The organism is Mycobacterium lentiflavum, from assembly GCF_022374895.2.
GTDB lineage: Bacteria > Actinomycetota > Actinomycetes > Mycobacteriales > Mycobacteriaceae > Mycobacterium > Mycobacterium lentiflavum.
On the sequence record NZ_CP092423.2, the window covers coordinates 1107440 to 1127353 of the forward strand.

The 19914-nt window shown below is 69.2% G+C and carries 9 protein-coding genes and 1 pseudogene; 5 read left to right on the forward strand and 5 right to left on the reverse strand.

Annotation, left to right across the window (positions count from 1 at the left end; genetic code table 11):
- Positions 1-2: 2 nt before the first annotated feature.
- The gene (locus tag MJO58_RS05470; RefSeq protein WP_090600591.1) at positions 3-425 is read right to left on the reverse strand and encodes a DUF5319 domain-containing protein; all 423 of its coding nucleotides are present in this window, start codon (positions 423-425) and stop codon (positions 3-5) included.
- A 150-nt stretch (positions 426-575) separates the two neighbouring features.
- On the opposite strand from MJO58_RS05470, the gene guaB reads away from it, so the two are divergent.
- The 3 genes from guaB to MJO58_RS05485 all read left to right on the forward strand — a co-directional run bounded on the left by guaB (position 576) and on the right by MJO58_RS05485 (position 5164).
- Positions 576-2165 carry an IMP dehydrogenase gene (guaB, locus tag MJO58_RS05475; RefSeq protein ID WP_090600592.1) on the forward strand — a complete coding sequence of 530 codons (1590 nt, stop codon included), beginning with the start codon at positions 576-578 and terminating at the stop codon, positions 2163-2165.
- Positions 2166-2179: 14 nt separating this feature from the next.
- Complete coding sequence (locus MJO58_RS05480) at positions 2180-3307, forward strand: GuaB3 family IMP dehydrogenase-related protein (protein ID WP_090608504.1); 1128 nt, start codon at positions 2180-2182, stop codon at positions 3305-3307.
- Positions 3308-3418: 111 nt separating this feature from the next.
- On the forward strand, positions 3419-5164 hold the full coding sequence (locus MJO58_RS05485) for a GMC oxidoreductase (protein WP_239722220.1): 1746 nt from the start codon (positions 3419-3421) through the stop codon (positions 5162-5164).
- Here the strand turns inward: MJO58_RS05485 and MJO58_RS05490 are convergent.
- On the reverse strand, positions 5161-6063 hold the full coding sequence (locus MJO58_RS05490) for a TauD/TfdA dioxygenase family protein (protein WP_090600594.1): 903 nt from the start codon (positions 6061-6063) through the stop codon (positions 5161-5163). The two genes, MJO58_RS05485 and MJO58_RS05490, sit on opposite strands and share 4 nt — an antisense overlap.
- Before the next feature lie 151 nt (positions 6064-6214).
- The gene (locus MJO58_RS05495) at positions 6215-9739 is read right to left on the reverse strand and encodes an amino acid adenylation domain-containing protein (RefSeq protein ID WP_239722221.1); all 3525 of its coding nucleotides are present in this window, start codon (positions 9737-9739) and stop codon (positions 6215-6217) included.
- Positions 9740-9846: 107 nt separating this feature from the next.
- Here MJO58_RS05495 and MJO58_RS05500 point away from each other — a divergent pair, with 107 nt between their 5' ends.
- The gene (locus tag MJO58_RS05500; protein ID WP_239722222.1) at positions 9847-11523 is read left to right on the forward strand and encodes a (2,3-dihydroxybenzoyl)adenylate synthase; all 1677 of its coding nucleotides are present in this window, start codon (positions 9847-9849) and stop codon (positions 11521-11523) included.
- A complete protein-coding gene (locus MJO58_RS05505) occupies positions 11520-16724 on the forward strand; it encodes a beta-ketoacyl synthase N-terminal-like domain-containing protein (protein WP_434086308.1) in 5205 nt (1734 codons plus the stop codon). Before MJO58_RS05500 ends, MJO58_RS05505 begins: the two co-directional genes overlap by 4 nt.
- A 7-nt stretch (positions 16725-16731) precedes the next feature.
- Here the strand turns inward: MJO58_RS05505 and MJO58_RS05510 are convergent, their stop codons facing one another.
- Positions 16732-19107 (reverse strand): glycoside hydrolase family 65 protein, encoded by a 2376-nt coding sequence (locus tag MJO58_RS05510; protein ID WP_090600598.1) that lies wholly within the window; start codon positions 19105-19107, stop codon positions 16732-16734.
- Positions 19104-19890: pseudogene (locus tag MJO58_RS05515) on the reverse strand (beta-phosphoglucomutase family hydrolase). Before MJO58_RS05515 ends, MJO58_RS05510 begins: the two are co-directional and overlap by 4 nt.
- Between the last annotated feature and the right edge of the window lie 24 nt (positions 19891-19914).

Consider the following 19914-nt stretch of genomic DNA (forward strand, 5'->3'; position numbering starts at 1 on the left):
GCTTAGTGGCGGCGGTGAAATCCGTCGGCGTCTGACCGGAACTCATTGGCTTCGTTGAGCGACGCGTCGGCGTACCCCCGGCAGTAATCCCACGTCACGTAGGCGTCCGGCTCGGGGTCGTAAGCGGGCTCGTGCGGGCGGACGGTGCCGTCGATCAGCAGCTGCAGCAGGTTGGCGCGCAGCATGTCCCAGTCGTGATAGTGGTCTTGCTGACACTCGTCGCAACACACCACGAGTCCGCGAATTCCCTTGTGCGCCAACAGGGCTTCGTATACGGCCAGATCGGCCAGGTCTGCCTCTACCGCCATCCGCTCTTGCTGATCCAGCGGTTGTCCAGGTTCGACAGCGTCCAGCGCCGCCGACGGGTCACATGGGTCGTCCGCGAAAGGGTCGGGTGGCAAACCCGGGGGGAGGTGGTCACGCACGCCCCTAGCCTACGCAGCCAGGCCGTGGTAACGCCAGCAGGCAGCCGCGCGTCGATTGGGCCGGGCGGCGCGCCAACAGGTGCGACTCCCCGACGTCCGGGACCGATAGGATGAGATTCTCGCTCCGCGCGCGTATGGAGGGTTTCACCGATGTCCCGTGGCACGTCCCACCTCGAAGACAGCTCCGACCTGGTCGCAAGTCCCTACCTGCGGGTCGGCGGTCTGGCCGACGACGGCGTGCCGACCGGGGGAGACAACCCCAACAAGGTGGCGATGCTGGGCCTGACTTACGACGACGTGTTGCTGCTGCCCGCCGCTTCCGATGTGGTTCCGGCCACCGCCGACACCTCTAGCCAGCTAACGAAAAAGATCCGGCTGCGGGTGCCGCTGGTCAGCTCGGCGATGGACACCGTCACCGAGTCGCGGATGGCCATCGCAATGGCCCGGGCCGGCGGCATGGGCGTGCTGCACCGCAACCTGCCGGTCGCCGAACAGGCCGGCCAGGTCGAAATGGTCAAGCGGTCGGAGGCCGGCATGGTTACCGACCCGGTGACCTGCCGCCCGGACAACACCCTGGCCCAGGTCGACGCGCTGTGCGCTCGGTTTCGGATCTCGGGCCTGCCCGTCGTTGACGACTCCGGCGCGCTGGTCGGCATCATCACCAACCGCGACATGCGCTTCGAGGTCGATCAGACCCGCCCGGTCTCCGAAGTGATGACCAAGGCGCCGCTGATCACCGCCCGCGAGGGGGTCACCGCCGACGCCGCGCTGGGCCTTTTGCGCCGCAACAAGATCGAGAAACTGCCCGTCGTCGACGGCCACGGCCGGTTGACCGGGCTGATCACCGTTAAAGACTTCGTCAAGACCGAACAACACCCGCTGGCCACCAAGGACAGCGACGGCCGGCTGCTGGTGGGCGCCGCCGTCGGGGTCGGCGGCGACGCCTGGGTGCGCGCGATGATGCTGGTCGACGCCGGGGTGGACGTGCTGATCGTCGACACCGCGCACGCCCACAACCGGCTGGTGCTGGACATGGTCGGCAAGCTCAAGGCCGAGGTAGGCGACCGCGTCGAGATCATCGGCGGCAACGTCGCGACCCGCTCGGCCGCCCTGGCGCTGGTCGAGGCCGGGGCCGACGCGGTGAAGGTGGGCGTGGGACCCGGCTCGATCTGCACCACGCGGGTGGTCGCCGGGGTCGGTGCCCCTCAGATCACGGCGATCCTGGAAGCCGTGGCGGCCTGCGGACCGCACGGTGTGCCGGTGATCGCCGACGGCGGACTGCAGTATTCCGGCGACATCGCCAAGGCGCTGGCGGCCGGTGCATCGACGGCCATGCTGGGCTCGCTGCTGGCCGGCACCGCCGAGGCGCCCGGCGAGCTGATCTTCGTCAACGGCAAGCAGTTCAAGAGCTACCGCGGCATGGGGTCGCTGGGCGCGATGGCGGGCCGCAGCGGCGGCAAGTCCTACTCCAAGGACCGCTACTTCGCCGACGACGCCCTCTCCGAGGACAAACTGGTGCCCGAGGGCATCGAGGGCCGGGTGCCGTTCCGCGGACCGCTCTCGTCGGTGATCCACCAGCTGACTGGCGGCCTGCGCGCCGCGATGGGCTACACCGGCTCGCCGACCATCGAGGTGCTGCAGCAGGCGCAGTTCGTCCGTATCACGTCGGCCGGACTCAAAGAGAGCCATCCCCACGACGTCACGATGACCGTCGAAGCACCGAACTACTACGCCCGGTGAGCAGCGAACTGAACATGGTCGAGATCGGGATGGGCCGCGTCGCCCGTCGCACCTACGAACTCAGCGAAGTCAGCATCGTCCCGTCTCGGCGCACCCGCTCGTCGCAGGACGTGTCGACGACCTGGCAACTGGACGCGTACCGCTTCGAGATCCCCGTGGTGGCCCACCCGACCGATGCGCTGGTCTCGCCGGAGTTCGCGATCGAACTGGGCCGGCTCGGCGGGCTGGGCGTGCTCAACGGCGAGGGCCTGATCGGCCGGCACGCCGACGTGCACGCCAAGATCGCGCAACTGGTCGAGGCCGCCGAAAAGGAACCCGAGCCCTCGGCGTCGATCCGGCTGCTGCAGGAGCTGCACGCGGCGCCGCTGAACCCGGACCTGCTGGGCGCCGCGGTGGCCCGCATCCGCGAGGCCGGCGTGACCACCGCGGTCCGGATCAGCCCGCAGAACGCGCAGTCGCTCACCCCGGTTCTGCTCCAGGCCGGCATCGACCTGCTGGTCATCCAGGGCACCATCGTCTCGGCCGAGCGCGTCGCCCGGGACGGCGAGCCGCTCAACCTGAAGAGCTTCATCTCCGAACTGGACGTGCCGGTGGTCGTGGGCGGGGTGCTCGATCACCGCACTGCGCTGCACCTGATGCGCACCGGCGCCGCCGGCGTCATCGTCGGCTACGGCTCCACCCGGGGCGTGACCACCAGCGACGAGGTGCTGGGCATCAGCGTGCCGATGGCCACCGCGATCGCCGACGCTGCGGCCGCGCGCCGCGAATATCTCGACGAGACCGGCGGCCGCTACGTGCACGTGCTGGCCGACGGTGATATCCACACCTCCGGCGAGCTGGCCAAGGCCATCGCCTGCGGTGCCGACGCGGTGGTGCTGGGCACCCCGCTGGCGGAAAGCGACGAGGCGCTCGGCGGCGGCTGGTTCTGGCCGGCCGCGGCGGCGCACCCGTCGTTGCCGCGCGGGGCCCTGCTGCAGATCGCCGTCGGGGAGCGCCCGCCGCTCGAGCAGGTGCTCAACGGGCCGTCCGACGACCCGTTCGGCAGCCTGAATCTGGTCGGTGGTCTGCGCCGCTCGATGGCCAAGGCCGGCTACTGCGACCTCAAGGAATTCCAGAAGGTCGGCCTGACCGTCGGCATCTGAGTTTCGGCGTCGAGCGTCACGCCAGCGTGGCCGCCGCCGCCGAGCGTCACGCCAGAGTGACGACCGATAGGGACTGGCTCGTTACTGGTCGGTAAGTTCATACTGGTGGGGATGAAGCCAGATTATGACGTCCTGATCATCGGTTCGGGGTTCGGCGGCAGTGTCAGCGCGCTGCGGTTAACCGAAAAGGGTTACCGCGTAGGCGTTTTGGAGGCGGGTCGGCGCTACGCCGACGACGAGTTCGCCAAGACTTCGTGGGACTTGCGCAAGTTCCTGTGGGCGCCGCGGCTCGGTTGCTACGGCATTCAGCGGATTCACCCGCTCAAAAACGTGATGATCCTGGCCGGCGCCGGGGTGGGCGGCGGATCGCTGAACTACGCCAACACGCTGTACGTGCCGCCGGATCCGTTCTTCAACGACCAGCAGTGGCGCCACATCACCGACTGGCGCGGCGAGCTGATGCCGCACTACGAGCAGGCGAAACGGATGCTGGGCGTCGTCACCAACCCGACGTTCACCGACGCCGATCGCATCATGAAGGAGGTCGCCGACGAGATGGGCTGTGGCGACACCTTCGTGCCCACCCCGGTCGGGGTGTTCTTCGGTCCCGACGGCACCAAGACGCCCGGCAAGACGGTGCCCGATCCGTTCTTCGGCGGGGCGGGCCCCGATCGCACCGGCTGCCTGGAATGCGGGTGCTGTATGACGGGTTGTCGCTACGGCGCCAAGAACACCCTGCTGAAGAACTACCTTGGTCTCGCGGAATCGGCTGGGGCGCAAGTCATTCCGATGACGACGGTGAAGAGCTTCGAGCAGCGTTCCGATGGGCTGTGGGAGGTTCGCACCGTGCGCACCGGAAGCTGGCTGCGCCGGGACCGGCGCACGTATACCGCGAGTCACCTGATTCTGGCCGCGGGCACCTGGGGCACGCAGCATCTGCTGTTCAAGATGCGCGACAAGGGCAAATTGCCGCGTCTGTCAAAGCGGTTGGGAGTGCTGACCCGGACCAACTCGGAGTCGATCGTCGGCGCCGGACGGCTGGAGGTCAGCCCGGATCTGGACCTGACGCACGGGGTGGCGATCACGTCGTCGATCCATCCGACCTCGGACACCCACATCGAACCCTGCCGCTACGGCAAGGGCTCCAATGCGATGGGGCTGCTGCAGACCCTGATGACCGACGGCCCAGGGCCCGACGGCCCCGATGAAAACTATGTGCCACGGTGGCGGCAGCTGCTCGACGCCGGCGGCGAGGACCCACGAAAGATGCTGCGGCTGCTCAATCCCCGGCAGTGGAGCGAGCGCACGATGATCGCACTGGTGATGCAGCACCTGGACAACTCGATCACCACATTCACCAAACGCGGCAAGCTGGGCATCCGCTGGTATTCCAGCAAGCAGGGGCACGGCGAGCCGAACCCGTCATGGATCCCGGTGGGCAACGAGGTCACCCGCCGCATCGCGGAGAAGATCGACGGCGTTGCCGGGGGCACCTGGGGCGAGCTGTTCAACATGCCGTTGACCGCGCATTTCCTCGGCGGCGCGGTGATCGGCGACAGTCCCGAGCGTGGCGTCATCGACCCGTATCACCGCGTCTACGGCTACCCGTCGCTGCTGGTGGTGGACGGCGCGGCGATCTCGGCGAATCTGGGCGTCAACCCCTCGCTGTCGATCACCGCGCAAGCCGAGCGCGCCGCGTCGCTGTGGCCGAACAAGGGCGAGACGGATCTGCGGCCGCTGCAGGGCGACGACTATCGCCGGCTGGATCCGATTCCGCCGAAGCACCCGGTGGTGCCGGCCGATGCGCCCGGCGCGCTGCGCTGGCTGCCGATCGACCCGGTGAGTTCGGTCGGCTAGCTCGCGATCACCTCGAGCGGCGCACCCTTGACCACCATGCTGCGTTCGCCGTGCACGTTGACCGGCACGTCGCCCATCAGCGTGACCCGGTGCATCAGCCGCTTCTGGTCGTCATAGTCGTCGACCGCCCGGTGCTGCGTCGCCCGGTTGTCCCAGATGGCGACGTCACCGGCCTCCCAGTGCCAGCGAATAGTGTTCTCGGGCTTGGTGATTCGTTTTTGCAGCAGTTCCAGCAGCGCGCTTGACTCGTGGCTGTCCAGGCCGACGAAGTTGCGCACGAAGTTGCCCGCGATCAGCGCGCGCTCACCGGTCTCCGGATGCACCCGCACCACCGGGTGTTTGGTCTGGAACTCCTGCTTTTCGAACGCCTGCCGGAACGCCCGCTGCGCCTCGCTCATCGACAGGACCGCTTCGGCGGTCACGTAGTCGTAGCGGTTGCTGTGCACCGCCCACAGATTTTCGACGAGGCACTTCAACGGCTCGGGCAGGTCGTCGTAGGCCGCGACCGTCGAGGCCCATAGTGTCGATCCGCCGTAGCGGGGCAGTGTGATCGCCCGCAGGATCGAGGCCGCCGGGTAGTTCGCGGCGAACGTCACGTCGGTGTGCCAGCGGTTGGCCTTGCCGTAGTCCGAGTTAATCGGCGTGACGACCGGCGTGCCTTTGGCCGCGAGCGCTCCGGCGGCCGGATGGCCGACGGGCGTGCCCAGCAACCCACCGAATGCCAGCTGCTGCTGGTCATCGAGGTGGTGCTGACCGCGGAAGAAGATGACCTTGTGGGTCAGCAGCGCCCGGCGGATCTCCTCGACGGCGGCCGGATCGAGGTCGCCGCCGAGGTGCACCCCGTCGACCCGGGCACCGATCCGGCTGCCCAGCTTGGTGACGGTTATCTGGTTTGTCATGTCTGTCGTCCTTGCCTGAAGCATCGAGTGTAGTCAGTTGACTAACCCGAGTGTAGTCAAATGTATACAGATTCGGCAAGGGGGCGTACGCACGAAAATTCCCACCGCGAAGCAGCAGGTCAGCGAGAAAATTCGGCGAAATCGCCGGTTGTCAGGATGCGGTGGAGTCCAGCGCGGTGGCCACGTCGTTCTGCTCCATCTCCGCCACCTCGAGGTAGACCTCGGCCACCTGGGCCAGTCGATCGCTGCCCGGTTCGCGGCCCTGAAGCAGGGCGGCCAGCGCCGCCACACTACGGGCGGCGAAGATGTCGGCAACCATCACGGTGGGGGTGTCCAGCCAGGCGCGCACGCGTGCGACAAGCTGGGTGGCCAGCACCGAATCTCCGCCGAGGCCGAAGAAGTCGTCGTCGGCGCTCACGGCCTCGACCCGAAGCAGGCCGGCGGTGATATCGGCCAGCACCCGTTCCAGCGGTGTCGACGCCGCCCGCCGGCCCGTCCCGGTGTCCGCGGCCCGCTGCTGCGCGGCACCCGCGAGCAGCGCGCCCGCCGCCCTCCGGTCGATCTTGCCGCCGACGGTGTAGGGGATCTCGGGGACCAGCACGATGAGGTCCGGAACCATATGCGGCGGGACGAATCCGGCCACCGCGGCGGTGAGCTGCGACGGTGTCAGCGCGGGGTCGGTGACCCGGGCCAACGCCGCCAGCTGCTCGCGGCTGGTGTCCCCGGCGACCGGGATCACCGCGGCGACGGCGCCGTCCACCGAGTCGAGCCGGTTGAGCGCTCCCTCGACCTCGCCGAGTTCGACCCGATAGCCGCTGATCTTGACCCGGTGGTCGGCGCGCCCGACGAACTCCAGCGTTCCGTCCGGCAGGTACCGCGCTAAATCGCCGGTGCGATACCACTTCTCGCCGTCATGCTCGACGAACTTGCTCTCGGTCAGATCCGGTCTGCCGCGGTAGCCGCGGGCGATGCCGCGCCCGCCGACCCAGAACTCCCCGGGCACCCAGTCCGGGCAGTCGGATCCGTCCGTGGCGACCACGCGGCAGGTGTTGTTCGGCAACGGGCGGCCGAACGGCACCGCGGCCCACTGCTTCGGCAATTCCGCGGGCTCGCAGATGGTGTTGTGAATGGCCGTCTCGGTCGCACCGCCGAGTCCGGCGACGCGGACCCGCGGCGCCTGGGCACGCAGCGCGCGCACCATCTCGGTACGCACCCAGTCGCCGCCGGTGGGCACCACGCGCACCGACGAGATCCGTCCCGAGTTCACCGCGACCAGCATCTCGAGCCAGCCGGGCAGCCAGTGCAGCACGGTGACCCGGTGTTGTTCGATCATCCGGGCCCAGGCGTCGGGATCGCGCCGCTGCTCCTCGTCCACCACCACGATCGAGCCGCCGGCGCGCAGCATTGCGAAAATGTCCAGCACCGAGATGTCGCATTCCAGGGTGGACAGCGCCAGGCACCGATCGTCGGCGCCGATCTCGAAGTGGGAGTTGATGAACTCGACGGTGTTCATCGCGGCGTCGTGGCTGACTTCCACACCCTTGGGTTCACCGGTAGAGCCCGAGGTGAACAGCACGTAGGCGACGTCGGCCGCATCGATGGCGGCCGGCTCGGTGCCGGTGGCGACCGGAAGACCCTGCGCGATGGCCTCCGACACGGTCAGCGCGGGCACCGGTAGTTCGTCGAGCCCGGGTGTGCGGGGCCCGCACACCAGCGCCGAGTGCACGCCCGCGCCACCCAGGATGCGTGCGGCGCGATCGGCCGGCTGGTCGACGCCGATCGGCAGGTACACGCCGCCGGCGGCGTGAATGCCTAGCAGCGCCGGGATCTGCTCGGCGGTCTTGGGGCCCAGCACCGCGACCGCGTCGCCGCGTCCGACCCCGTGTGCCCGCAACGCCGCACCGACGGCAAGGACTTGCTCGCGCAATTGAGCGTAGGTCAGGTTTCCCAGGCTGCTGTACACCGCGGGCGCATCGGGCTGCGCGGCCGCGGAGCGAAAGAAGCCGTCGTGCAACGCTTCTGCGCTCGGCACCGTGGTCACGCCGTTGAGCTTGGCGCGTAGGGCGCGCTGTTCATCCGGCAGCGCGGGCGGGTCGGGCGCCTCCCAGGCGGCGTCGTCGTGGGCCAGCCGGTTCAGCTCGGCGACGTGGTAGGCGAACATCGCCTCGGCGACGCCCGGCCGAAACGCCTCCGCGCGCACGTCCCAGTTGACCAGCAGGCCGCCGTCGAACGGGGTGGCCTGGGAATCCAGCAACACCTGCGGCCCCTGCGAGATGTGCCAGACGCACTTGCCGAACTGTTCGGTGACCTCGCCGTCGAACAGGTCACCGAGCCCGAGGCCACTGGTGAAGACGAAGGGCGCCAGCGTGGGCACGCCGCGGTGCCGGGTCAGGTCGCGCAGGATCGACAGCCCCGAGTAGCTGGAATGCGCGGCGCTGGCGTGCAGCGACTCCTGCAGGGCGCGGGCCCGGGCCGCCGCGGTCGGCGCGTCGGAGAGGTCGACGTCGAGCATCAGCGACGTGGTGAAGTCGCCGACGAGTTTGTCGACATCGGCGTGGAACGGCTCGCGGCCGAACATCGGCAGGTTCAGCAGGAACCGCGAATTGGTGGACCAGCGCGCCAGCGTCCCGGCGTAGGACGCGGCGATCGCCATCGCCGGGGTGATGCCACGCCGGTGTGCCGCGGCCAACAGCGCCTCGCGAATATCTGCGTCGAAGTAGTGCCAGAGCCGGATGTTGCGGCGCGGATTGGCCTGCTCGGAGGCCGGCACCAGCGGGGGCGACGGCGGTTCGGGCAGGTCGGGCACGCGCTCGGCCCACCACTGCCGGTCCGCCTCGGACACCGACGTCGCGGCCGTCAGCGCAGCCCGGTACTCCCGATAGGTGTAGCCCAGCTCGGCCAGCTCGCCGCCGCGATAGAACACGGCCAGGTCGGCCATGAAGTTGCGGTAACTGACGGCGTCGGCGGCCGACATGTCCATGTCGACGTGCAGGCGCGTGCGCCCGCCGGACATGAGCGTCAGCGCGATTTCGAGCACCACGCCGTGCAGGATCTGATGCGATTTCGCCTCGCGTATCTCCTCGAGCCGCTGTTCGGTCGCGGCGTCGTCGAGGTCACGCAGGTCGACCACCTCGACCGGCAGCGTGCGGTCGGTGATCCGCTGAGTGCCGTCGGGCAGGATCTCCACCCGCAGCATCGGATGACGGCGGGCCAGCGCGGCTGCGGCCACCCGCAGCCGGTCCGGGTCGACGCCGGCGCCGTCGAACTCGACATACAGGTGTGGGGCCACGCCGCCGAGCGCCTGTTCCTCGTTGCGGCCCAGCCACAATGCGTGCTGGATGGGAGCCAGGGGGAAGGTGTCACTCTCATCGTGATCAGCCGCGTTCGGCTCGCTGTCGTAGGGTGCGCTGTCGTTGGGTGCGCGGTCGCTGGGTGCGCTGTCGCGCAGCGCCGATACCAGCCGCGTCCACGCGGAGACGGTCGGGCTCTCGGCCAGCGCCGCGAAACCGATGTCGATGCCCTGCCGGCGCCACCGGCCGGACAGCGACATCATCCGGATCGAGTCGAGTCCGGAGGCGATGAGGTCGGCGTCGGGGTCTACGTCGTCGGGGGCGACGCCGAGTAGCTCGGCGACCTGCTCTCGGACACTGAGTGAGCTTGTCGCGCCGCGGCCCATTGTGTGAAACCTCTCAGCAATTAGTGAAGGCTGCCCTAACTATGTGGAGGCTACCCTATATTAGGCTTCTCTCAGATAACTCACCCCCGGAAGGGCGCAAACCCGCGATGAGCACCGGATTTCATCCCGACGCCGAGGTCGGGCGACACGAAAGTGTCGACCTCGCAACGGGATTCGTGCCGTTCCCGAGCGACCGGGCGGACTCCTATCGGCGAGCGGGCTATTGGGCCGCGCTGCCGTTGGACTCGATTTTGCGCGAGGCCGCGCAACGGTGGCCCGACCGCTGCGGCATCGCGGATGCTCGCGTCAGCTACACGTTCGCAGAATTCGACGCACTGGCCGACCGCATCGCCGGCGGCCTGATCGACCTCGGCTTCGTCGCCGGCGATCGGGCGCTGCTGCAATTGCCCAACTCCTGCCAATTCGCATTGGCGCTGTTCGGGCTGCTGCGAGCGGGTGTGGTGCCGGTGCTGTGCCTGCCCGGCCACCGCATCGCCGAACTGAGTCACTTCGCCGACGTCAGCGGTGCGGTCGGGATGATCATCACCGACAAGGCGGGCGGCTTCGACTACCGTGAGATGGCCACCGCGCTGGTGCGCGAGCGGCCGCAATTGACCAGGGTGCTGGTCGACGGCGACCCCGGCGACTTCCGGGCCTGGTCCGACGTCGCGAACCGCGCCGGCCAGGACGTGCCCGCAAACCCGGCACCGGATCCGGGGCTGCCCGCGTTGCTCCTGGTCTCGGGCGGCACCACCGGGCTGCCCAAGCTGATCGCCCGGACCCACGACGACTACCGCTACAACGCGTCGGCGTGCGCCGCGGCCTACGGGATGACCGGGGACGACGCCTACCTCGTGGTGCTGCCGGCCGGGCACAACTTCCCGCTGGCCTGTCCGGGTCTGTTGGGCGCGATGACCGTCGGCGCCAGAACAGTTTTCACCGACGATCCCAGCCCCGAGGCGGCCTTCGCGCTGATCGACCGCCACCAGGTCACCGTGACGGGATTGGTCAACGCGCTCGCCAAGCTGTGGGCACAGGCCTGTGATTGGGAACCAGTCCTGCCGACCTCGCTGCGGGTGGTCCAGGTCGGCGGGTCGCGACTGCTGCCCGACGAGGCCCGGTTCATCCGGCAGAACCTGACGGCGGGCATGCAGCAAATCTTCGGGATGGCCGAGGGGATGCTGAACTTCACCCGCCCGGGCGACCCCGCCGATGTGGTGGACAACGTGCAGGGCCGGCCCATGTCGCCTGCCGACGAGATGAAGGTCGTCGACGAGAACGGCGCCGAGGTGGCCCCCGGCGAAGAGGGTGAGCTGCTGGTCCGTGGGCCGTACACGATCAACGGCTACTACCGCGCCGACGAGGCCAACGCCCGCTCCTTCAGCCCCGATGGCTTTTACCGCAGCGGCGACCGGGTGCGGATCTTCGCCGACGGCCCACGCGCGGGATATGTCGAAGTCACCGGCCGCATCAAGGACGTGATCCACCGGGGCGGCGAGACCGTCTCGGCGTCCGACCTCGAGGAGCACCTGCATGCCCATCCCGCTGTCGCCGACGCGGCGGCCGTCGCACTCCCGGATCAGTATCTCGGCGAAAAGATCTGTGCGGCAGTTGTTTTCAAGGGCGCACCGGTCGCCCTGGCCGAGCTCAACGGATTTCTCGACGGCCGTGGCGTCTCCGTTCACGCCAAGCCCGACGTACTGGAAGCCATGCGTTCGCTGCCAAAAACAGCGGTGGGCAAGGTGGACAAAAAGCAAATCGTCGTCAGCCTGACGCAGGCATGAACGCAGCTCCCACTGACATGACACTGAATGGTGGCCCTGATGACCAACTTTCGGCACCGAGTGTGACCGGCAGCGCGACACCCGAACCGATCGCCGTCATCGGCCTCGGTTGCCGGTTGGCCGGTGACGTCACCACCGCCGAGGCGTTTTGGGATTTCCTACTCGACGGCGGCAGTGCGGTGCGTGAGGTGCCCGCGGACCGGTGGGCGCCCTACCTGTGGCGCGACCCGCGCAACGCCGCGGTGCTCAAGGACATCACCCGCTGGGGCACGTTCATCGACAACCTCGCGGGTTTCGACGCCGAGTTCTTCGGTGTCTCTCCCCGCGAGGCCGAACTGATGGACCCGCAGCAGCGGCTGGCCCTCGAGGTCAGCTGGGAGGCGCTGGAACACGCCGGGGTGCCGCCCCGGTCACTGGCCGGCAGTGACACCGCCGTGCTGATGGGCGTGAACTCCGACGACTACGGCAAGCTGCTGATGGAGGACCTGCCCGGCATCGAGGCGTGGACCGGGATCGGCACCTCGCTGTGCGGGATCGCCAACCGGGTGTCACACCTGCTCGATCTGCGCGGACCCAGCGTGGCGCTCGACGCCGCGTGCGCGGCCTCGTTGGTCGCGGTGCACCAGGCCTGCCAACTGCTGCGCTCGGGCGAGACGGCGCTGGCGCTGGCCGGCGGTGTCAGCGCGCTGATCGGTCCGGGATTGACGCGGGTGCTCGATCAGGCCGGCGCGACGGCTCCCGACGGTCGCTGCAAGACCTTCGACGAGTCCGCCGACGGTTACGGCCGCGGCGAGGGCGCGGCGGTGGTGGTGCTCAAGCGCCTCGCTGACGCGGTGCGCGATGGCGACCGGGTGCTGGCCGTGGTCCGCGGCGGCGCGGTCGCCCAGGACGGCCGCACGGTCGGCATCATGTCGCCCAACGGCGCCGCCCAAGCGGATCTGTTCCGGCTGGCCTGCCGGTCCGCGGGCATCGATCCGGCCACCGTCGACTTCATCGAGGCCCACGGAACCGGCACTCCCACAGGCGATCCCGTCGAAGTGAGGGCGCTGGCGCAGGTGTATGGAGCCGCCCGGCCCGGCGGCGACCCCGCGCTGGTCGGCTCGGTCAAACCGAACACCGGGCACCTCGAGGGCGGCGCCGGCGCCGTCGGCCTGATCAAGGCCGTACTGGCCCTGCAGCACCGCACCATTCCGCCTACGGCGGGCGTGCGTAACCTCACCCCCGCCGTCGACTGGGCCAGCAGCGGCCTGCGGGTGCCGACCGAGGCGCAGGCCTGGCCGCGGCGGTCCGATCACCCGCGCCGGGCAGCGGTGTGCAGCTACGGCTACGGCGGCACCATCGCGCACGTGCTGCTCGAGGAGGCACCGCCCACGACCGCGCCCGAACCCACGAAAATCACTGGGCCGGTAGTGATTCCGGTGTCGGGCCGTTCGGAGAGCAGGTTGACCGCGCAGGCCGCCGCGCTGGCCGATCACCTCGGCGGCCGCGACGTCTTGCTGAGCGAGGTTGCCGCGACCCTGTGGGCCCGACGCAGCCATGAACCGGTGCGCGCGGCCGTGCTCGCCGAAAGCTCCGGTGAACTTCTCGACGCGCTGCACACGTTGGCCGCCGACGGGCGCGACGCCGCGGTGGTGCGCGGCACCGCGCTGCCCGCCGCGGCCGAGGGCGCGGTGTGGGTGTTCTCCGGGCACGGCTCGCACTGGCCGCAGATGGGCCGGGAGTTGTTGGCCGGCGAACCGGCGTTCGCCGCCGTGATCGACGCGATCGATCCGGTCTTCGGTGCCGAACTCGGCTTCTCCGCCCGCGAGGCGCTGACCTCCGGCGAACTGGGCGGCACCGATCAGGTGCAGGCGCTGACCTTCGCGATGCAGGTCGGCCTGGCCGCGGTGCTGCGTGAGCGCGGCGTGCGCCCCGCCGCGGTGATCGGTCATTCCGTCGGCGAGGTCGCCGCCTGTGTGACCGCGGGCGTGTTCGACCTCGCGCAGGGCGCGGCCGTGGCGTGCTACCGCGCCCGCGGGTTCCGCAAGGTGCTGGGTCAGGGCGCGATGGCGCTGGTGCCGCTGGAGTTCGCCGCTGCCCAGCAGCGGCTCGGTGCTCGCACGGACGTGGTGGCGGCGATCAGCGCGTCGTTGACCTCGACGGTGGTGTCGGGCACGGTCGCGGCCGTCGACGAGGTGACCGGCCGCTGGAGCGACGAGGGACTGATGGTGCGACGCGTCAAGACCGACGTCGCGTTCCACAGCCCGGCGATGGACGCGCTCACCGCCGACCTGGCCCGGCTCACCGGTGCGCTGCCGAAGCCGGGGCCGGCCCGGATTCCGCTGTACACCACCGCGCTGGCCGATCCGCGGTCCGCAGCGCCGCGTGGACCGGACTACTGGGTCGCCAATCTGCGCGACCGGGTCCGCTTCGCCGAGGCGGTTTCCGCGGCGGCCGAGGACGGCCACCGGCTCTTCCTCGAGGTTTCGGCCCACCCGGTGGTGTCGCACTCCATTGCGGAAACGTTGCTGCACTTGGATATCGAGGAGCATGCGGTCGTCGGCGTGCTGCGCCGTGACCAACCGGCACGGCGTTCGGTCGCCGCGGCGGTCGCCGCCCTGCACTGCTACGGCGCACCCGTCGGCGACGGCGGCACCGCGACCGCGCCGTGGGCCGGCGACCTGCCGGGCACGCAGTGGCAACACCGTGACTTCTGGCGCATCCCGAGCGCGCCGCCCGCCGGCCGCGGTGTCCACGACGCCGACAGCCACACCCTGCTCGGGGGTCGACTCGATGTCACCGGCACGGTGCCGTCGAGGGTCTGGGAGACCCGGCTGGACATGTCGACCCGGCCCTACCCCGGCAACCATCCCGTGCAGGGCACCGAGATCGTGCCGGCCGCGGTGCTGCTCAACACGTTCCTGACGGCCACTGAAACGGACGTAACCGGTCTGGCCGAGGTGCATCTGCGCACACCGGTTGCACCGGGCCGCACCCGCGACGTGCAGGTGGTGCTGCAGGACCGGGCGCTGGCGATCGCCACCCGGCTGGTCGACGACGACGGCCCCGACGTCGGTGGCTGGCTGACGCACTGCACCGCGATCGCTGCCGCCACCGACGACCGCGAGGTGCCGCGGCTCGACGAGACCGCGATCCGGGTCCGCTGCGCCGAGCAGTCGCCGCCGAACAGCGTGGTGGACAAGCTCGCGAAACTCGGGGTGGCCGAAATGGGTTTCGGCTGGGAAGTGGTCGATCTCTGGGCCGGTGCCGGCGAATTCCTGGCGCAGGTGCGGGCCGAACCGGACGGGTCACACCCCTCGACGTGGGCGGGGCTCATCGATGCGGCCACCTCGGTAGCGTCCACGGTGTTCGACGGAGCGCCCCGGCTGCGGATGCCCGCTCGCATCGAACGGGTGAGAGTCCTTGGCAAACCCTCTGATTCGGTGCTGTTGCACGTCCGCCGCCGCGATCAGGGCACCTGCACGGACGTCACCATCGCCTCGCTGACCGGGCGGCCGCTGGTCGAGATCGCCGGCATGACGTTCGAGGAACTCGAGCACACCGGTGGCGACGTGTCGCAAGCAGTACACCGAATAGACTGGAAGCCAACGCCTTTCGACGGTGAAGCCGCGCCGTCTGAGGTGGTGCTGGTTGGCGGCGATCCGGCGGTCCGCGCCTGGTGCGAACGCGACCTGAACGCCGCCGGCGTCGCCCACCGGGTGTGCGCCATGCCCGCGGACGTCCCCGCCGATCTCGACTCCGAGGCCGTCGTGCTGGTGTTGCCCCGCGCCGCCGAGAGCCCGGTCGAAGCCGTGGAAACGGTGCTGGAGACGCTCAAAGCACTTCTGCGCAGCAGCATCTCGTCACGGCTGTGGACCCTGACCCGGGGTGTGCACGAAGGTGTTGACGTGAGCCGCTCTCCGCTGTGGGGCTTTTCGCGGGTGGCCGCGGCCGAGCACCCCACGTTGTGGGGTGGGGTGCTCGATCTTGCCGAGGACCGGCTGCCACTGGGTGCGCTGGCCACGCTCAGCGGCCACGCGGTGGTGGTGGTTCGCGACGGCATCGCACAGACCGCCCGGATGGCCAACATCATCGGCGCGGCTGGACCGACGATGGAATGCAGCCCGGCCGGCACCTATCTGGTCACCGGTGGGACCGGCGTGCTGGGCCTGCGTGTCGCCGAGCGATTGGCGGATCTGGGTGCGCGCCGCCTGCTGTTGGTGTCCCGGTCCGGTCTGCCGCAACGCTCGCGGTGGGCCAGCGCGGACAATCAGGCGCAGATCCGCGCGGTGTCCGCGCTGGAGGAGCGCGGTGTCTGGGTGCACTCGGTCGCCCTGGACATCGCCGCGCCCGGTGCCGCCGACGAACTGCGCTCCGCTCTGGCCGACCTGCCGCCGGTGCGTGGCGTGATTCATGCCGCCGGCGTGGAAGCCGGTGTGTTCCTGGCGAATACGACGATCGACGAGATCGCGACGACCATGCATCCGAAGGTCGACGGAGCGCTGGCCCTGCACGAGGTGTTCCCACCCGGGGAACTGGACTGGATGGTGCTGTATTCCTCCTGCGGATACCTGGCCGGCTTCCCCGGGCAGGGTGCCTACGCCTGCGGCAACGCCTTCCTGGATGCGCTGGCCCGGCAGCGGCGCGGGCTTGGCGACGTCACGACGAGCGTGGCGTGGACCGCGTGGCGCGGCCTCGGAATGGGCTCGGACTCGGGATACATTGCCGCGCAACTGGATGCGCTGGGGATGGATACCATCGGCGCTGACGACGCATTGCGTGCCCTGGACGTCGCGATGCGGTCGCAGGAGGCCAACCCGGTGGTGTTGCCGGTGCTGCCGGACGCCGCGTCGGTGCCGATCCTTGCCGACATCGCGGCCGCGGTCGCCGCGGATTCGGTGCTGCAGCATCAGGATTTCGTGGGCCCGGGCGACATGGACACCGAGGAATGGGTGAGCCGGCAGGTCCTCACGGCGGTGGCCGCCGAGCTCGGCCTGTCCGCCGACAGCGTCGACGCCCGGATGCCGCTGGTCGAAATCGGCGTGGACTCGATCATGACGGTCGCGCTGCGGCGTCAGCTCGAGAAGCAGACCGGGCTGGCGTTGCCGCCGACGCTGCTGTGGGAACACCCCACCGCAGCCGCGGTTACGGCGCGCATCGTCGAGCTACTTGACAACGAGATCGCTTCTGCCGCAACCGAAGACGGGGCACCTGTGGTGTAGCTGCGGGTCAGTTGCTGCCGAGCTGGTGGGCCTGCGTCCGCCGGTGCGTGGGCTCGCAGCCGGGCGGCTGCGGCGGTGCCGGGAGCAGTGCTTTGCGCTGCCGCACCGCGATGGTTTTCGGCGAGTCCGTCTTGAGCACGAGTTCCTCGCCGGCGTGCCGGATGGCCAGCTCACCACTGTCCCCGTCGCTGAGGGTGTAGGTGACGTCGTTGTGGTTGGCGTCGACCATCAGCCGGAAGGCACGCCACCGCACCCGGAACCGCAGCCGGGTGATGCCGTCGGGCAGCGCGGGATCGATCTCCAGGATGCCGTCGTCGTCGCGCAGGCCGCCGAAGCCCGCGACGATCGCCATCCAGGCGCCGGCCAGCGATGCCATGTGCAACCCGTCGCGGGTGTTGGAGTGCAGGTCGCGCAGATCGATCAGCGCCGCCTCGTAGGCGTAGTCATGCGCCAGCTCCAGATGCCCGACCTCCGCGCACATCACGGCCTGACAGCATGCCGACAGCGACGAGTCGCGCACCGTGCGCCGCTCGTAGTAGTCGACGTTGCGCGCCTTCTGCTCGGGCGTGAACGCGTGGCTTTGCCACTGCATCGCCAGCACCAGATCGGCCTGCTTGATCACCTGCGCCGGGTAGAGCCGCACATACGGTTCATGCAGCAGCAGCGGATATTTGTGCCGCTTCTCGAAATCCCACTCGGCGAACTTGGTGAAGCCCTCGCACTGCTGGTGAACGCCGAGCTCTTCGTCGTAGGGGATGCTGACCGCGTCGGCCGCATCGCGCCAGGAGGCCGTCTCCTCGTGGGTGACCCCCATCGCCTCGGCCGCCTCGGGGTGACGGTTGCATGCATCGGCGGCCACCACCAGGTTGTGCGCGGCCATCAGATTCGTGAAGACGTTGTCGCGCACGATCGCGGTGTACTCGTCGGGGCCGGTGACGCCCTCGAGGTGCCAGACCCCGTGACGGTCGTGATGCCCGAGCGACATCCACAGGCGAGCCGTCTCGACCAGGACCTTCAGGCCGCAGTCGGCCTCCAGCGACTGATCGCCGGTGACGACGCGGTAGCGCTCGAAGGCCATCGCGATGTCGGCGTTGATGTGGAAGGCCGCGGTGCCGGCCGGCCAGTAACCGGAACACTCCTGGCCGCGGATGGTCCGCCACGGGAAGCTCACCCCCTCGAGGCCGAGTTCCTTCGCGCGGTCGCGGGCCATGTCCATCGTCGACGCCCGCCAGCGCAACGAATCGGCGACCGCGTGCGGCAGCGTGTAGGTGAGCACCGGAAGCACGAAACCCTCGGTGTCCCAGAAGGCGTGGCCGTCGTAGCCCGTTCCGGTCAGCCCCTTGCTGGGGATGGCGCGGCGCTCGGCCCGAGCGCTGGCCTGCACGAGGTGAAAGAGCCCGAACCGCACCGCTTGCTGGGATTCCGAGTCGCCCTCGACCTCGACGTCGGCGTTCTCCCAGAAGTCGTCGAGAAACTCCCGCTGGGCCTTGAGCAGCCCGTCCCACCCGCTGTAGCGGGCGCTGTGCAGCGCGGCGGCGACCTGGTCACGCAGCGCGGGCCGGGAGCGCTGGCTGGACCAGCCGTACGCGAGGTATTTGACGATGCGCAGCTTCTGGCCGGGGCGCAGCCCGCAGATCACGGTGGTGCGCGCCAAGTCCGAACTCGCGTCGTTGGTGACCTCGACCCGTCCGGGCACCTCGACGATGTGATCCATTCCCGCGGCCATCATCAGTTGACTCGCCCGGGTCCGGTGCATCAGCAGCGCGCCGCAGTCGGTCTCGTCGTGTTCGACGGCCTCCAACGGGTTTTCCAGGATGGCCGCCACCCGGGGGTCAGCCGACGTCGTCGGTTGGTCCTCGTTGGTGACGAGCTCGGATTGCACTGTGACACGAACGAACTCGTTGACCGCCTCGACGCAGTACTCGATGGCGGCGACACTGCGGTGGGCCAGTGAGACCAACCGGGTGGACGTCACCTTGACTTCCTTGCCCACCGGCGATCGCCAGTGCGCGTTGCGCGTCAGCGTCCCGGCCTTCAGATCGAGCACGCGCTCGTGCGAGATGAGTTCGCCGTAGCGGACGTCGAACGGCTCATCCTCGACGAACAGCCGCAGGATCTTGCCGTTGGTCACGTCGACGATGGTCTGACCGGCCTCCGGATAGCCGTAGCCGGCCTCCGCGTAGGGCAGCGGCCGGATCTCGTAGAACGAGTTCAGATAGGTGCCCGGCAGGCCGTACGGTTCCCCCTCGTCGAGGTTGCCGCGTAGCCCGATGTGCCCGTTGGACAAGGCAAACAGCGATTCGGACTGGGCGATCAGGTTCAGGTCGAGCCGCGTCTCGCGGACCACCCACGGTTCGACCGGGAAGGCTTCCTGAGTGATCATGGCTGCAACAATTCTGCGAGGTCGGTGACCACGACGTCGGCGCCGTTCTTGAGCAGATCTTCGGCCTGGCCGACTCGGTCAACACCCACCACGTAGCCGAAGTTACCGGCATGACCTGCTGCCACTCCCGACAGAGCGTCCTCGAACACGGCGGCCGCGTCGGGGGCGACGTCGAGCAGCTGCGCCCCCCGCAGATAGGAATCGGGCGCGGGTTTGCCTTTGATGTGTTCCTCGCGCAGCGTCACCCCGTCCACCCGCTGCTGGACGAACCGCTCCAGCCCGGTGATCTCGAGCACCTCGCGGGTGTTGGCGCTCGACGATACGACGGCGATGCCCAGGCCCGCGGCCGAGGCCGCCTCCAGGTAACGCCGTGACCCGTCGAACACCTCGACGCCGTCTCGCTCGAGCACCTTCTGGAACATGTCGTTCTTGCGGTTGCCCAGACCGTAAACGGTTTCGGCATCGCCGGAGTCGTCGTGATCGCCGTCGGGCAGTTCGATGCCCCGGCTGTGCAGAAACGACCGGACCCCGTCTTCACGCTTCTTGCCGTCCACGTATGTCCGGTAGTCCGCGGCGGCATCGAAGGGCACGAACTTCTCCCCGGTGCGCTCGGCGCGCTGGGACAGGTAAGCGTCGAACATGGCCTTCCAGGCCTTGGTATGCACGCTTGCGGTGTCGGTCAGCACCCCGTCGAGGTCGAACAGGCAAGCACGCACCTTCTCTGGCAGACCCAGCACCGAGGATCCTCACTGTAGGAGTAGTTGGGCGATACCACTCCACCATGCTTGACCTCAGGTCGCCAGCGAA

Coding starts and splice junctions, on each gene's coding strand:
- guaB (WP_090600592.1), top strand. CDS start 576: ATGTCCCGTGGCACGTCCCACCTCGAAGACAGCTCCGACCTGGTCGCA.
- MJO58_RS05480 (WP_090608504.1), top strand. CDS start 2,180: ATGGTCGAGATCGGGATGGGCCGCGTCGCCCGTCGCACCTACGAACTC.
- MJO58_RS05485 (WP_239722220.1), top strand. CDS start 3,419: ATGAAGCCAGATTATGACGTCCTGATCATCGGTTCGGGGTTCGGCGGC.
- MJO58_RS05490 (WP_090600594.1), bottom strand. CDS start 6,063: ATGACAAACCAGATAACCGTCACCAAGCTGGGCAGCCGGATCGGTGCC.
- MJO58_RS05495 (WP_239722221.1), bottom strand. CDS start 9,739: ATGGGCCGCGGCGCGACAAGCTCACTCAGTGTCCGAGAGCAGGTCGCC.
- MJO58_RS05500 (WP_239722222.1), top strand. CDS start 9,847: ATGAGCACCGGATTTCATCCCGACGCCGAGGTCGGGCGACACGAAAGT.
- MJO58_RS05505 (WP_434086308.1), top strand. CDS start 11,520: ATGAACGCAGCTCCCACTGACATGACACTGAATGGTGGCCCTGATGAC.
- MJO58_RS05510 (WP_090600598.1), bottom strand. CDS start 19,107: ATGATCACTCAGGAAGCCTTCCCGGTCGAACCGTGGGTGGTCCGCGAG.